The 14,842-nt window shown below is 43.6% G+C and carries 13 protein-coding genes and 1 riboswitch; of the genes, 2 read left to right on the forward strand and 11 right to left on the reverse strand.

Annotation, left to right across the window (positions count from 1 at the left end; genetic code table 11):
* Positions 1–18 precede the first annotated feature (18 nt).
* From I4V84_RS05705 to I4V84_RS05750, 10 genes are all read right to left on the reverse strand, one after another.
* Complete coding sequence (locus I4V84_RS05705; RefSeq protein WP_195991404.1) at positions 19–1,053, reverse strand: alcohol dehydrogenase; 1,035 nt, start codon at positions 1,051–1,053, stop codon at positions 19–21.
* Between the two features lie 37 nt (positions 1,054–1,090).
* Positions 1,091–2,416, reverse strand: a complete 1,326-nt coding sequence (locus I4V84_RS05710; protein ID WP_195991405.1) for a Na+/H+ antiporter NhaC family protein — start codon at positions 2,414–2,416, stop codon at positions 1,091–1,093.
* A gap of 178 nt (positions 2,417–2,594) precedes the next feature.
* Positions 2,595–3,347 carry an ABC transporter ATP-binding protein gene (locus I4V84_RS05715; protein ID WP_118583868.1) on the reverse strand — a complete coding sequence of 251 codons (753 nt, stop codon included), beginning with the start codon at positions 3,345–3,347 and terminating at the stop codon, positions 2,595–2,597.
* Positions 3,348–3,461: 114 nt separating this feature from the next.
* A complete protein-coding gene (locus tag I4V84_RS05720; protein ID WP_195991406.1) occupies positions 3,462–4,469 on the reverse strand; it encodes an ABC transporter substrate-binding protein in 1,008 nt (335 codons plus the stop codon).
* A complete protein-coding gene (locus I4V84_RS05725; protein WP_118583866.1) occupies positions 4,462–5,244 on the reverse strand; it encodes an ABC transporter permease in 783 nt (260 codons plus the stop codon). Before I4V84_RS05725 ends, I4V84_RS05720 begins: the two co-directional genes overlap by 8 nt.
* A complete protein-coding gene (locus I4V84_RS05730; RefSeq protein WP_118583864.1) occupies positions 5,213–5,509 on the reverse strand; it encodes a thiamine-binding protein in 297 nt (98 codons plus the stop codon). The genes I4V84_RS05725 and I4V84_RS05730 overlap by 32 nt, the downstream gene beginning before the upstream one ends.
* Positions 5,510–5,654: 145 nt before the next feature.
* A riboswitch (TPP riboswitch) is annotated at positions 5,655–5,761 on the reverse strand.
* A gap of 204 nt (positions 5,762–5,965) precedes the next feature.
* Positions 5,966–6,472 (reverse strand): NUDIX domain-containing protein, encoded by a 507-nt coding sequence (locus I4V84_RS05735; RefSeq protein WP_173715626.1) that lies wholly within the window; start codon positions 6,470–6,472, stop codon positions 5,966–5,968.
* A gap of 84 nt (positions 6,473–6,556) precedes the next feature.
* Positions 6,557–8,041 carry an AAA family ATPase gene (locus tag I4V84_RS05740; RefSeq protein ID WP_118583860.1) on the reverse strand — a complete coding sequence of 495 codons (1,485 nt, stop codon included), beginning with the start codon at positions 8,039–8,041 and terminating at the stop codon, positions 6,557–6,559.
* A gap of 451 nt (positions 8,042–8,492) precedes the next feature.
* The gene (locus I4V84_RS05745) at positions 8,493–9,164 is read right to left on the reverse strand and encodes a YkgJ family cysteine cluster protein (protein WP_195991407.1); all 672 of its coding nucleotides are present in this window, start codon (positions 9,162–9,164) and stop codon (positions 8,493–8,495) included.
* A gap of 215 nt (positions 9,165–9,379) precedes the next feature.
* Positions 9,380–11,578 (reverse strand): DNA topoisomerase 3, encoded by a 2,199-nt coding sequence (locus I4V84_RS05750; RefSeq protein ID WP_195991408.1) that lies wholly within the window; start codon positions 11,576–11,578, stop codon positions 9,380–9,382.
* A gap of 305 nt (positions 11,579–11,883) precedes the next feature.
* Between I4V84_RS05750 and I4V84_RS05755 the strand changes: the two genes are divergently transcribed.
* Together I4V84_RS05755 and I4V84_RS05760 are read left to right on the forward strand one after the other, a co-directional pair.
* The gene (locus I4V84_RS05755; protein ID WP_118583854.1) at positions 11,884–12,816 is read left to right on the forward strand and encodes a diacylglycerol kinase family protein; all 933 of its coding nucleotides are present in this window, start codon (positions 11,884–11,886) and stop codon (positions 12,814–12,816) included.
* Between the two features lie 69 nt (positions 12,817–12,885).
* A complete protein-coding gene (locus I4V84_RS05760; RefSeq protein ID WP_148462491.1) occupies positions 12,886–13,575 on the forward strand; it encodes a phosphatase PAP2 family protein in 690 nt (229 codons plus the stop codon).
* 153 nt (positions 13,576–13,728) lie between these two features.
* Here I4V84_RS05760 and I4V84_RS05765 read toward each other — a convergent pair whose 3' ends face one another.
* The gene (locus tag I4V84_RS05765; RefSeq protein WP_118583852.1) at positions 13,729–14,745 is read right to left on the reverse strand and encodes a glycosyltransferase family 2 protein; all 1,017 of its coding nucleotides are present in this window, start codon (positions 14,743–14,745) and stop codon (positions 13,729–13,731) included.
* Between the last annotated feature and the right edge of the window lie 97 nt (positions 14,746–14,842).

Below are 14,842 nucleotides of genomic sequence, written 5' to 3' on the forward strand. Positions count from 1 at the left end.
CATTACTATTGCACAATTTTAGCATTCCACAGCTACTTTGATCACTCCATCTCTCTTATTTTCAAAGAGCTCATACGCTTCCTCAATTCTGCAAAGCGGATAAGTATGTGTGAGCAAAGGCTCTGTATCAAGCCTGCCTTCTGCAATCAGCTTCAGTGTTTCCTCGCAGTGACAGCCATCCACTCCGCCGGTTTTAAATGTAAGATTCTTGCCGTACATATCCGGAAGAGGCAGTATCTGGGCTTTATCATAAAGTGCTACCACAGTCACAATTGCATTTGGTCTTGCGCATTCCCATGCCAGACGAAATGTAGCTTCCGCTCCTGCAACCTCAAGAACCACATCTGCTCCTCCATGCTCACTGTTAGCCAACGTAAACTTCTTGCATTCTTCTGGTGATACAGTAAGAACCTGCGGATAATGTTCCTTAATAAAGCCAATACGCTTTTCGTCTTTTTCGCACATAATGATCCGCTTCGGTTTCTTCAGCATCACACAAAGCAGCGTACAGATTCCGGTAGGACCGGCTCCGATGATCAGCACCGTATCATCTTCTGTAATCTGGGAAATATGTGCCGCCCAATAGCCTGTAGCCAGAACATCTCCTACCAGCAAAGCCTGCCTGTCAGTAACCTCATCCGGAATTTTGTTAAGCCCCTGATCTGCAAAAGGCACCCGCACGTACTCTGCCTGACCTCCGTCTATGCGGCAGCCAAGAGCCCAGCCCCCATTTTTATCCGTGCAATTATTAACATAGCCTTTTTTACAGAAAAAGCATTCCCCACAAAAAGTTTCCACGTTTACCGTTACTCTGTCTCCCGGTCTCACATTTGTTACACCACTTCCAACTTCTTCTACAATTCCTACCATCTCATGACCAACTGTTATCCCCGGAACCGCACGTGGAACACTTCCATGTTTGATATGAAGGTCACTTGAACAGATGCTGGCAAGAGTTACCTTTACAATAGCATCCCTGTCATCTATAAGCACAGGCTTAGGCTTTTCCATTAATTCAAATTTTCCTTTTGAAACATATGTATATGTCTGCATTTTTATCTCATCACTTTCTAAAAAGATTTTTAAGCATTCACTGTCTGCCATCCGTAACTTTCATAGTAGATATAAAAACAAGTGAACTAAGCAGCAGCATATAAGGATACAGCAGCATTGGAAGTATATCAAATGCACTGACCACTTCTCCTAAACTGGCTGCAGCAGAAACAGCAACCAGCATTTGCGCTCCGTACGGTAAAATCCCCTGAAAAATACAGGAAAATGTATCCAAAATAGAAGCCGCTTTTCTGGCGCTGATACCGTAATCCTTTGACATTTCCTTTGCAATCGGGTTCGCCATAACGATCGCAACTGTATTATTGGCAGTTGCAATATCCATTAACCCAACCAACAATCCCATTCCCAAGAGTCCGCCTTTTTTTCCTTTAAACACTTTCTTTATCCAGTATAATAAAGCGGAAAATCCACCGTACTCCTTGATCAGGGCACAGATTGCAGCTACCAGAATCGCAACCATACTGGTTTCAAACATCCCTGCAGCACCAGTTCCCATATTTCCGATCAGGTCTGTTGGTGCTATCATTCCTGTTGCAATCATAATAACTGAGCCACTTAGAATACCTGTAATCAGTACGAAAAATACATTAAATCCGATGATACCACCTATAAGAACCAGAATATAGGGAACGGTCTGTATTAAATCGTATTTTTCTTCGATAAATCCACCATTATAATTTTTCACAGACAAAACCAGCAGAATAACAATGCTGGCAATGGCAGCCGGCAGTGCAATAAAGAAATTTTCCTTAAATTTATCTTTCATTTCACAGCCTTGTCCATTACATGCGGCAATGGTTGTGTCTGATATAAATGACAGATTATCTCCAAACATGGCGCCGCTCATGACAGAACCAATACAAACCGGCAGTGCAAATCCGGATACCCTTGCTACTGCAACTCCAATTGGAACGATCAGTGTAATTGTTCCTACAGAGGTACCCATTGCAAGAGAAACAAAACAGCTGACCACAAAAAGCACAACAACTGCAAACTGAGGCGGAACCAGTGACAAAATAAAATATGCAACACTGTTTGCGGATGTTCTTCCGACTATACCTACAAAAATACCTGACAGCATAAAAATTATGATCATTGTAATAATGTTAGGATCACTGATTCCAATCCCCATAACTTCCAGCTTATCATTCAATTTAAGCTCGCGGTTCTGTATACAGGCAACAAGTAATGCAACCAGAAATATTACAACAACGGGGATTTTATAAAATCCCATCTCGATATCCAGGCCATACTCAAATAATATGCCAAGCCCCAGATACAAAACAACAAACACTACTATAGGAAGCAGTGCTTTTCCATTTCTTTTTTCATTTTTCCTCATCCTACACTTTTCTCCTTCTTAGTTATAGTACTAATAGTATCATTTTTGTGTCCGCTTCACAATAGCAAGTCAACTAGATATTTTATATAAAAAGATCCCGGCAGGCTTCTGCTTCTGAGCGCTCAAACTCAAAAGTATGAAACCTGCCGGGAAGTTTTATTTTCATCAACCAAAAAAACTATAGCTTACTGATAATCCGTCTCTTATATTCCAAAAATTCTTCTGACAATGCAAAATCCGCTGCCCTGGGTTTTCTCTCCTGGATCACGATCTCATCTTTGATGGTTCCCGGAGTTCCGTTCAGAATGTAAATCCGGTCGGACAAAAGAATGGCCTCATCAATATCATGGGTGATAAACAAGGTAGACAGATCAATATGCTGCATAACTTCCAGATACCATTTATGCACGCTGGCCTTTGTCAATGTATCCAGTGCACTGAAAGGCTCATCCAGAAGGGCAACTCCGCTGGAACTTAAATAGGTTCGAAGCAAAGCCGCACGCTGACGCATACCACCGGACAGCTGGCTTGGATACTGATACTGGGTGCCTTCCAGACCAAATTCTGCAAAAAGCGGATTGGCCTTTTCCCTGGCTTCTGCTTTCTTCACGCCTTTCAGTACAAGGGGAAGTGCTACATTGTCGATCACTTTCTTGTGGGGAAGGAGAAGATCCTTCTGCAGCATGTAGCTGATGCTTCCAGGTGTGGAAGTCACATCCTGATCTTTCAGATAGACCTTTCCTTCATCAGGTGGGATAATACCGGAAAGCACATTGAACAATGTGGTCTTTCCGGAACCGCTGACTCCCAGAAGGGAAACCAGTTCCCCCTGCTCCAGATAAATGGAAATGTCCTCCAAAACCTTTTTTTCACCGTATGTTTTTGAAATATGTTCTGCTCTTAAAATCACTTTATTTTGTTCTGATGACATATTCGTTCCTTATACACAGTGCTACTTCTATAACCAGTTCCATTTTCCGCAAAAATCGGGGTAAATTTTCCTGACAGAATAGCTCTATGTGTTAATTTCTTTCTCTTTCATTCCTTACTGGGGAAGATAATCATTAGAGAAGCCGACTCCAGTAAGATCCTTGTCGCAAAGCTGGTTCTCATACAGCCATTTGTAGAATGCATTCCATCTGTCTGCGTCAATTACGCCCCAGCTTTCTGCGTCGTCAATGTATTTTGTGGAAAGGAATTCCTGGCTCTTCTTTACAAGGTCTTCAGCATCCTTCAGAGAACCTGTATTATCGCCGTCAATGAGGATCTGTGCTGCCTCATCCGGATTCTCTGCTGCAAACTCATATCCCTTTGCAGTTGCTTCCATAAATGCTTTCGCCTGATCCGGGTTCTCAGCAAGATAGTCGTTATTTGCAATGATAACCGGTGTGTAGTAGTCAAATACAGGGTTGATATCAGAGAATGCAAAATAATCGCAGTCTACACCTTCTACGTCAGCATTGATTCCGCCCCAGCCCTGGAATACCCAGATGGCATCCGTCTGATTGGCAGCAAGTGCTGCTGGCTCATCTGTAATATCATTAGGGATCAGGGTAACCTGGCTGAAATCTCCACCGTCACCATTTACAACATTTTCCAGCATAGCAAGCTCGATTGGGGAATCCCATGTGGAATAGGTTTTTCCGGTAAGTCCGGCTGGTTTGTCAATTCCGTCACCTTTTCGGGAAAGGATTCCGGAGGTGTTGTGCTGAATGATTCCTGCAACCGCTGTGATTCCAAGAGGCTCGTCAAGTGCAAGGGAAGCAGCCATGGTATCCTGAGCCTCAATCGCAAACTGAGCCTGACCTGCTGCACACATAAGGGCTGCCCCATTTTCCGGTGGCTGAACGATCTCCACATCAAGACCAGCTTCTTCATAGTAGCCTTTTGCCTGTGCTACATAAAGTCCGGTGTGGTTGGTATTCGGTGTCCAGTCCAGGCAGAATGTGATTTTCTCCTGCGCACCATCTTCTGCGTATACACCTGTAGGAACTGCAAACACCATAGCTGCCGCTGCAACTGGTGCGATTACTTTTTTCAGATTCTTATTCATGATTTTTCTCCTTTTCTACCTGCAGCCATGGCATTGTGATCCGGCTGACAATATTTACTGCCAGAAGAAGTAAAAGGCTGATGATCACAATGAAGATAATAACTGCAAACATTTTATCAAAAGAATATGCTTTTTTTACACGGGTCATATAAACACCAAGTCCGTTAAATCCACCCAGCCACTCAGAAACAACGGCTCCTACAACTGCATAGGAAGCAGATATTTTCAGCCCGGAAAAAAACTGGGGCAAAGCACCTGGAAATTTCACATGGCGGAAAATCTGTGCCCGGCTGGCTCCCATGGCCTTCATCAGACGAATGGCATCCGGATCCACACTTTTATATCCATCCAGCAGTCCGATTGTAATTGGGAAAAAAGTGGTGATCACAACCAGAGTGATCTTAGGTGCCATTCCAAATCCCATCCAAAGCACCAGAATTGGCGCAATGGCAATGGTCGGTATGGTCTGCGTAATGATCATGATCGGATAAAATGCCTGATCCATTACACGGAACCGATCCATCATAGTTGCAAACACAAATGCCAGCGCGATTCCAATGAGAAGTCCGTAAAAGGATTCCAGCAAAGTGAATTTCGCATGGAAAAGTATGGTTGGCAGATCGCCAAACAGGGCTGTCAGCACTGCTACCGGAGATGGAAGCATGTAGGAGGGAACAATTCCCGAAATGCTTACCACTTCCCAGCCAAGCAGAATCACGGCCATGGCTGCAATTGGAGGTATCTTACTGGTGATGTTTGGTAACTTTCTTTTCAATGGTAAGTACATCCCCTTCTGGTTTATATGCAATTTTAACATATACGCTCATAGCCTTGCAGCCTGCGCGCTCAGCTACATGCTGACACTCTTTTACAATATCCATCAGCTGGTCGTAATCACCTTCAATGGTGGTCTCAAATGGTCCTACATAATAGTTCAGACCAGTGGATCTGATGTAGGCGATCACCTCGTCTACAATGCGGATAACTTCCTCTTCATCCTGTACATTTGGCAGTACCTGAATTGCTACACTTGCGTTCATTTTCTTTTCCTCCTATTTTCCGTCCCATAAACAGGACTTTGCGTTAAAAATCGAATAAGAACCATTCTTGAAACTGTGACGGAACTGAACAGGCTCTGTCAGTCAGTATGAAAAAAGAGCACCTGCCATCCAGACAAATGCTCCTAATTACATCGTTAAACACTTCCTACACTGGCATGATCCAACAGGTTAAAAGGGTCTAAGGACTACCTTACTCTCAGCTTCTCAATTGAAACTCCCCTGGTCTTTATTCAGATTTCGTTGCTTATTATAATACACCTTTCTTCAAATTACAAGAAACTATTTTTATCTCAATTATATTTTACATACCCTTAACAGAATTGTACTGCTCGCAGTCTGACCAGCACGCTCTAATTAATATTCCCATTTCATCAGAATTCGTTAAAAAAATCCCCCTGCATATCACAGTTATTTCCTGCAGAATATATAATAAATCTACAGATTCTCAAAGGCAGCCTGAATACTGTCATAGTGCAGGAATTTTCCCTGGGCTGCAAATTCCTTGATCTGATTCAGGGTGGCAAACATGTGGCCGTCTGTCTCTTCTTCCTGAAGGTGTAGATCTTCTTCTTTCACATCCATCACAAAGCGGTAAACATCTACGAAATAGTTATCTCCCTCCCCGGGATTCTCTCTTTTGTAAGTAAAAAGATAGCCGCCCTGCGCACTGCTTACGTCAAGACCTGTCTCCTCTTTCACTTCGCGGAGTACAGCGTCATAAGAGGATTCCCCTGCCTGTGCTGCACCGCCGGAAACTTCCCACCAGCCTGGTGCCCAGGCTTTTGTCAGCACACGTTTGGTAATGAGAAACGTACCATCTGGTCTTGCCACTACTCCAAGTACGGTGAGATGGTATTCTCCGTCCTTTAAACACCAGTCGTTTCGTTTCATGGTACGGCCGGTAGGTCTCTTGTTAATATCATAGATGTCCCAGAATTCCATTTTATCACTCCTGTTATATTTTTCTCGTGTATATTCTTGTTTCATTCTTATTTCGCAAATATTGTTATCATATGCAATATTTTACTATTTCAGCAGTTCCTCCACCATCTCTCTGGTATACTCTACCTTCTCTACATGGTTGACCTCGATCTGATACAGTGCATTTGCCGCAATGTGCTCTGCTGCCTGCTCCAGATCACGAATACCTGAAGTATTGGAATAACGCTGGATGATTGCCTCCAGCGCCCCCTCTGTGATAATGCACTCACTCTCTTCCATATGCATTCTCTTAAGAACTTTCGGAAGAGAGAATCTGGAAAAGATTACTTTCTTCTCCTCAGCTGTATAATCCGGAATATCAATTACTGCGAATCTGGACATCAGCGGTGCACTGATCTGGTCACGGTCATTTGCAGTAGCAATTGGATAAACACCGCCAGTTGGGATCATACACTCCATATAGTTATCTGTAAATCCAAGATTGTCCAGAAGGGTAAGAAGTACGTCTGCCGGATTTCCATTTCCTTTGCCGGAATTTGCCTTATCAAGCTCGTTAATAATAAATACCAGATTAGAGGCACCAGCCATGGAAAATGCCTCCATAATAATTCCGGGCTTTGCATTTGCGTAAATACGGGGGCTTCCGGTAAGCTGCTTAGAGTCGTTAATTGAGCTCATGTCCAGCGTAGTCCACGGAAGTTTCAGGATTCTTGCAACTGCATAGGCTATCTGGGATTTGCCAGTACCGGCAGGTCCGATCAGAAGAAGTCCGTAGGCCGGAAGGGTATGTGTACGGTTGATCTGGATAATCGTCTCGATAATACGTTGTTTCACACGCTCCATTCCATAAAGCTCTTCATCCAGGATTCTCCTTGCCTCAACAGGATCGATTGCTTCAAAATAATTGTTCTTCCACTGGATATTCAACATAATAGAAAGAGCCCTCTGTGCATGATGGCGCTCTTCCTGAGAAACTTCACTGGATCTTGCCACTGCCAGATTTCTTCTGGTCCAGAGTCTGATATTATCCGGCAGTGTTTTGCCTGCGCAGGTCATAAAATCGGTAATACTCTGAATGCTGGTAAGCTTCATCTCATCACCGTTTTCCTCCTGTTCCTCATCCTCTTCTGCCTCAGCAGGTGCATTACTCTCCAGAAGTCTCTCAATCATAAACTGCAGAAAGCCATCCTCTGCAGAAAGCTTTGTGCCGCCGCCAAAAGCAGTTTCGCGAATGCGGTATACCGCATATCCGTCCTCCCTGTTAGTACCAGACAAACGTACATTGATCCTGCTGTCTCCCAGCCATTTCAAAAGACTGGTAAATCTGGAATCAATTTTCACCACATCTGCTGTATGGTTACCGTCTTCTTCCTTAAAATCAAAAGCAGTACGGTTTACCGGATTGGTAAACACACCGCAGGAATGATGTTTCCACTGTCTCTCTTTATTGTCAAGCACCATGATCGGCTGCTCCGGTGAAGGCTTCGTATGGCTGCTGTGAAATGTTGTGTAAGTACACTTTGCCTCCGCTTTGCTTGCAGAAGCACCGCTGAAATCAAATACTGGCATAGCTTTTTCCTCTTTCCTGTGTATTTAAAGGGATATATTTCTCTAATTTCTCTTACCTACTATAACAACATTTTTCTCTAATGTCCAGAATGAGTTGGCCTGTTTCATAATTCAGCATTGTCTTGTATTATTGTTCACTTTGTGACCAGTAACTATCTTATTTTTTATATATCTTGGCATTTCTTAGTTTTTTACAAAAAATCTCTTGCCAAAATGGAGAAATTCGTGTATTCTATTATACGGACTACTTTTCAACAATTTGATTTTCACTTAACATTTGATATATATTTCTGATTTTTAGTGCGCAGACACCATAGTCCCTCCCAAAGCTTCTAATGGAATACTGCAATCTAAAAATAAAAGACTCCCGGGCGCTCTAGAGCGTGTCTGAAAAAGCTTTCTGTAAGATTTTTCAAACAGGCTCAAGTGTTCCGGGAGTTTTTCAATTCATTTATGCCAGACTTAACAGCTGCTTTCCTTCTGTCAGTCTTTCTTCAAACTGCTCATAGAAATCTCTGCCCACTTCATATGTTTTCATATAAAAACGATTCACCACATATAAATTCAGATTTTTGATCAGCTGGGCATCTGTGGCATTATAAAGAACTTCCTGCACATCCAGCAAAAAATAATGCCAGTCAGCTACAAACTTTTCATACTGGCGAAGATCCGGAGTGTCGATCCATTTCTTTACCTTGATCTTGCTCCGGCTTGTCTTCTTACATTCATGGATCTGCAGAAAATACTTAAATCCTCCATTTTCATAGAAACGTCCCAATGGGAAAAGTCTGCAGAAACCAGGACGGAAGTCATGGATGCTGCACCGTCCCTGTTCATTCAGGAAAACACAACATTGGTTTTTTCTACTCATGCAAAGATGAGGCAGAATGTTCCCATCCATGGCATCAAACTGGATCAGCCCTGCGCTTACCAGTTCCTGCGGTGTTTTTCCCAGATTCGTACACAGGCGGTACACATCCATGGGATCCAGCACAACTGAATCCCCCATTCCCTCACAGCAGTCATGACATCCTGCACAATCCTGGCAGTCTGCCTTTACCATATCGTTTAATTCATAAAGTCTTCCGTCGGAAATCTCTTCCAAAGATACTTCTCGGCGCATATGCAAATTCCTCTTTCTTTTATTTTTTTGTGGACAAACAAGGTTACGGTTCACTTCGCGATGCACAGAAATCATGCATTCCCATGATTTCCCGCTGAGATTCCCGTTTTTTCTGTAAACGATATTCACAAAAAACGTCTCGCGGAACATTGCCAGTGAACAGTAATATAACATGCTGCCATCAACAGCATCTCCGTATTATCTATCCTCTGTATTTACAGCTTAATTCCAGACAATGCCTGTGCAAAAGCATTATTCACCGGCTCATTTGCCTCCTTCTGCTGCCTGCGCAGATAGTTCTGCACATCACGCTTGCCTACTCCTGCGCCCTCTTTCTGGCGTCTTGCCTGGAACGCGGAAAGCTTCTCCTTATAACCACACTGGCAGACAAACGTCTCTTCCTTACCTTTCACATACATTTCCATACGTTTATGGCATTTCGGACAACGGGCATTGGTAGTGCGGGAAATCGTTTCACGGTAGCCGCACTCACGGTCCTGGCATACCAGCATTTTGCTGTTTTTGCCATTGACAGCCAGAAGTTTTTTGCCGCACTGCGGACATACTTTGTTGGTAAGATTGTCGTGGCGGAACGTGCCCTCCCCGGTCTTGATCTCATCTACAATTTCACAGGTATAGTCACGGATTTGGTGAAGAAAATCCCCCTGACGTATCCTGCCTTTTGCAATCTGGGAAAGCTTCATCTCCCAGTCAGCCGTGAGCTCAGGCTTTTTCAAGTCTTCCGGCACCAGCTCCAGAAGCTGTTTTGCCTTTGAGGTAATATGGATCTCATTGCCTTTTTTCTCCATCATAAAGGAATGGAAAAGTTTCTCAATAATGTCTGCTCTTGTGGCAACGGTTCCAAGCCCCCCAGTCTCTCCCAGGGTTTTCACCGCTTCTTTATCTCTTGTCTCCATAAATTTCACCGGATTTTCCATAGCTGCAAGAAGAGTTGCCTCTGTGAATCTTGCTGGCGGTTTTGTTTTTCCTGTATTTAAGGAAGTTTTCAAAATCTTTAGTCTGGTTCCGGTTTTCATCTCCGGAAGACGCTGGTCTTTCAGTTTTTTCTCATCATCCGCCTCATCTTCCAAATCATCATCTGCTCCGCCTTCGTAAACTTCCTTCCAGCCCATGCTCTTTATCACTTTGCCGCTGGCTGCAAAAGTTTCTCCTGCCGCTTTCGCCTCCATGGTCACCTGCTCATACTGGCTTGCAGGATAAAGAACTGCAAGGAAACGACGGACAACCATATCATAAATCTTCCGTTCTTCATTTGTCATGTGGTCCAGCTGAACAAACTGTTCTGTCGGAATGATCGCGTGGTGGTCACTGACCTTCTTATCATCCACAAAGCTTCCATTCACCTGCACTGGCTTATTCATAAGTGCGCCAGCAAGCTTTCTGTACGGACCGATTCCGCAGGCCTTCAGTCTTTCCTTAATAGTAGGAACAATGTCCTTTCCAATGTATCGGGAATCGGTTCTTGGATATGTGAGTACTTTGTGGTTTTCGTAAAGGCGCTGCATAATATTCAGGGTCTCTTTTGCAGAAAAACCATATTTCAGGTTGGCTTCCCTCTGCAAAGTTGTCAGGTCGTACAGGCCCGGGGCCATAGTCTTTTTTGCTTTTTTCTCTACACTGGTTATTTCAAGAGCAGCGTTCTCCAGCCTGCCTTTGATCTGCTCTGCCCTTTCCCTGGAAAAAGTACGGAAGCTCTTTGTTTTCTCATCTCTCCAGGTCCATTTCACATCCTGGGTCTCCAGAGAAATACCATAATATTCTTTTGGCACAAATTTGCGGATTTCTTCTTCGCGCTTTGCGATCATGGCAAGGGTGGGGGTCTGCACCCTGCCACAGGAAAGCTGGGCGTTGTATTTACAGGTGAGAGCTCTGGTACCATTCATTCCCACCAGCCAGTCTGCTTCTGCCCTTGCAACAGCTGCACGGTAAAGATTATCATAGTCATGCCCGTCTTTCAGATTGGCAAAGCCTTCTTTAATTGCTTTATCTGTGACTGAGGAAATCCACAGTCTCTTAATTGGCTTATGGCAGCCTGCTTTTTCCAGAATCCAGCGGGCAACAAGTTCCCCCTCCCGTCCTGCATCTGTGGCTATAATGATTTCTCCAATATCTTTTCGGAAAAGCTGAGTCTTTACTACGGAAAATTGCCTGCCTGTCTGGCGGATGACTACCAGCTTCATCTCCTTGGGGAGCATGGGCAAAGTCGCCATTTCCCATTTTTCATACTTTCTGTCATATTCTTCCGGGTCAGCCAGGGTTACAAGATGTCCAAGTGCCCAGGTTACTACATAGTTTTTGCCTTCGAGAATACCACCATTTTTCTGGTTTGCGCCAAGAACACGGGCAATGTCTCTGGCGACGGACGGTTTTTCCGCAATTACAAGTGATTTCATGTATACACTCCTGATTATTTTCGTATTTGATGATGTCTGCTTAAGCAAACAGTGAAATCCTCTCCATAATTGTTAAGGAATAGTTACATTATAACACACTTCAGAAATTTTTAAGAATATTTTGTTAAAATTAATTTGTAAAACGATCCCACCAATGCTATTATGTAACCATAAAAGACAGAGAATCTACATCGCAAGGCTTCAGGTTCTTTGCCACAGAGCATGCCCCCAAATACTTTCCCTGATATGTGCTTCACAATTTATGGGAGATTTTGCAAACATGTTCTAAAAACCTAGGAGAAGTTATGTATTATTTTATTGTTAATCCCAATTCCCGCTCTGGCAGGGGACGTTCCATCTGGAATGAAATTCATCAGCAGCTTATGCTTCGGGGAATTGATTTCCAGTACTGCCTTACAAGATATTCCGGACATGCCGCAGAGATTGCTTCTGATGCCTGTGCTCTTGGCACTGAATCTGAGCCTGTATATATCATTGCAGTGGGAGGTGACGGCACCATTCACGAGGTGCTCACCGGCATCACTGATTTTGACCGGGTAGTCTTCGGATACATTCCAACCGGCTCTGGCAATGATTTCTGCAGAAGCATGAGACTCCCTTTTGATCCAATGGAATCACTGGAATATATCCTAAAGGCAGAGCATATCAGCAAAATGGATGTTCCTTACCTGCTCCGCAATAATAAGAAGTCCCGATTCGGTATCAGCACGGGAATCGGATATGACGCCGGCGTATGCCAGGAGGTTCTGGCAACGCCCTTAAAGAAGATATTCAATCGTCTTGGGCTGGGAAAGCTGATTTATCTTTTCATTGCATTGAAGCAGCTGATTTTTATTAATCCAGGAAAAATGACAGTGACCCTAGATGGAGAGAATACTTTTTCCTATGACCACGTATATTTTACAGCGGTTATGAATCAGAAATATGAAGGCGGCGGTTTTAAGTTCTGCCCGGATGCTCAGCCTGACGACCAGCTTCTGGACGTGATCCTTGTGGAAGGTATCCGTAAGATAAAGCTTTTATTTTGCCTGCCTACTGCTTTTTTCGGAAAGCATGTGGGCATCAGGGGAATACATATTCTCACCTGCAGCGATATCCATGTACATAGTGCGTCCGCTCTTCCCATTCATATTGACGGGGAATCTGGCGGAATTCGCGAAGATTTAACAGTTTCCATTGAAAAAAGCTCTTTAAAAATCATTTTACCTGTGGTATAATCTCTCACGATTTGGGGGATCCGGAATTACAAGACCGGTAACCCAGATTGGAAAAGGAGTGAAAAAGACTTGGTACAATTTATAAAAAAATACAGGCATGGTCTGATCATACTTGCGTATGCCATTGTTTATATGCTTTTTTTTGAGTATCTGGAGTGCAGGCCGGTATGGGGATTTCATGTGATCGACACTGTTTTTGATGATTACATACCATTTTGTGAGTATTTTATTGTCCCCTATCTATTATGGTTTCCGTATCAGATTCTCACAGTTTTATACTTTATCTTCAGGAACAAGAATAAAAAAGAATATTATCAGTTGATTTTCAATATGATGATGGGTATGACTGTTTTCCTGATCGTGTCTTATGCATATCCAAATGTACTGCACTTAAGACCATCGGAGTTTCCAAGGGAAAACGTGTTTACAGATATGGTAAGATGGCTGTATCGGACGGATACACCGACCAATGTTCTGCCAAGTATTCATGTATTTAATTCTCTGGCAGTTCATATGTCACTTACCAATTGTGAGGCGCTGAGAGACCACAAAGGGGTAAGGTATGGATCATTGGTTCTTACATTACTTATTATCATGTCTACTATGTTCCTGAAGCAGCATTCCGTAATTGATGTGTGCTGTGGTGCTACGCTGGCGCTGTTTGGATATCTGTTTTTCTATCCGCAGAAGGCAGGAGAAGAAGCAAGTGGCATGGCAGTAGAGAGAATTGGACGGAATAATCGCAGGAAACATTATTAAACAAAACGCGCACTTCCAGAAATGGGAAGGCGCGTTTTTTTAACAAAAATACGAGCGGCGACAACCGAATATAGATAAAATATGCTGCAAAGTGGGGCGTACAGATTGCAGGAATGATTTTTCAAACAGTCTCCAGAGCGCCCTGATCATTAATCAGTTAAATCCGTAGAACTTCTGGCAAAGCTTGTATGCAGCTACAGACACCTTACGTCCGCCGCGGCCTGGAAGGTTCATGAAGTTACCCATGAGGCTGTGGCGAAGTTTTCCGTAGAGGGCACGGTTCGTGGAGCGGATATATTCCAGAAGCTCCTTCTTCTTGTCGAGAGCTTCCTTTGTGCCGGAGCGGATCAGCATAATGGAGGAAATGGTAGTAATAATATCCAGATAACTGATCATGTAGGCTCTGGTGCGTTTATTCATGCTGCCGCAGCTGGTGTAGGAATTTACCATCAGTTTATTTACGCGGAGCTGCTGGTCGATTCTGCGGATCATAACTGTCTCGTTTACGGACTGGTCATCGCGGCCGATAAAGTAACGGTAGAAATTGGTATCCAGGTAGTACATGTTCTGTACATACGGCAGCGGATCAAAGGCAAAAATATTATCTACGTAGAAGGTATGCTCCGGCAGAGTCAGGTTGCACTCAAGGAGAAGCTGGGTACGGTAGATCATGGAGTGCATGAGAAGATATTTTCCCTTTGGCATGTGACCTACTTCATTCCAGGTGAAAATCTGGTTCACTGGCAGGCAGTGACGATACTGCATAACCTTCTTGCGGGTAGCACCCTGTTTCTCGTATACAAAATTACTGATGAGAAGATCAACTGTTTTGGAGCCTTTTACCAGCTCTTCCAGAGTTTTCAGGATCTCTTTGTAGGATTCTTCATTTACCCAGTCATCGCTGTCTACAACCTTGAAATAGAGCCCCTGGGCATTGTGGATACCGGTGTTTACGGCGCCGCCGTGGCCAAGGTTTGGCTGATGGATGGCGCGGACAATGCCTGGATATTTCTCCTGGTATTCATCTGCGATCTCGGCTGTTCTGTCCTTGGATCCATCGTCAATTACAAGGATCTCTACTTCATCTCCGCCTGGTAAAAGGGATTTGATGCAGTTCTCCATATAAGCTTCAGAATTATAACATGGAATTGCTATGCTCAGTAATTTCATTTATTTTCCTCCTCATGTAGTGTAACGATTCTGTATTTTAAAATTACGCACCTTGCGATGTATTTTCCTTTTTTTCTTTGAGTTATGTTCTCAAAAA

The organism is Ruminococcus sp. 1001713B170207_170306_F1, assembly GCF_015668065.1.
GTDB classification, from domain to species: Bacteria; Bacillota; Clostridia; order Lachnospirales; family Lachnospiraceae; genus Blautia_A; species Blautia_A faecis.

Coding starts and splice junctions, on each gene's coding strand:
- I4V84_RS05720 (WP_195991406.1), bottom strand. CDS start 4,469: ATGAATAAGAATCTGAAAAAAGTAATCGCACCAGTTGCAGCGGCAGCT.
- I4V84_RS05740 (WP_118583860.1), bottom strand. CDS start 8,041: ATGCCAGTATTTGATTTCAGCGGTGCTTCTGCAAGCAAAGCGGAGGCA.
- I4V84_RS05750 (WP_195991408.1), bottom strand. CDS start 11,578: ATGAAATCACTTGTAATTGCGGAAAAACCGTCCGTCGCCAGAGACATT.
- I4V84_RS05735 (WP_173715626.1), bottom strand. CDS start 6,472: ATGGAATTCTGGGACATCTATGATATTAACAAGAGACCTACCGGCCGT.
- I4V84_RS05710 (WP_195991405.1), bottom strand. CDS start 2,416: ATGAGGAAAAATGAAAAAAGAAATGGAAAAGCACTGCTTCCTATAGTA.
- I4V84_RS05715 (WP_118583868.1), bottom strand. CDS start 3,347: ATGTCATCAGAACAAAATAAAGTGATTTTAAGAGCAGAACATATTTCA.
- I4V84_RS05745 (WP_195991407.1), bottom strand. CDS start 9,164: ATGCGCCGAGAAGTATCTTTGGAAGAGATTTCCGACGGAAGACTTTAT.
- I4V84_RS05755 (WP_118583854.1), top strand. CDS start 11,884: ATGTATTATTTTATTGTTAATCCCAATTCCCGCTCTGGCAGGGGACGT.
- I4V84_RS05765 (WP_118583852.1), bottom strand. CDS start 14,745: ATGAAATTACTGAGCATAGCAATTCCATGTTATAATTCTGAAGCTTAT.
- I4V84_RS05730 (WP_118583864.1), bottom strand. CDS start 5,509: ATGAACGCAAGTGTAGCAATTCAGGTACTGCCAAATGTACAGGATGAA.
- I4V84_RS05705 (WP_195991404.1), bottom strand. CDS start 1,053: ATGCAGACATATACATATGTTTCAAAAGGAAAATTTGAATTAATGGAA.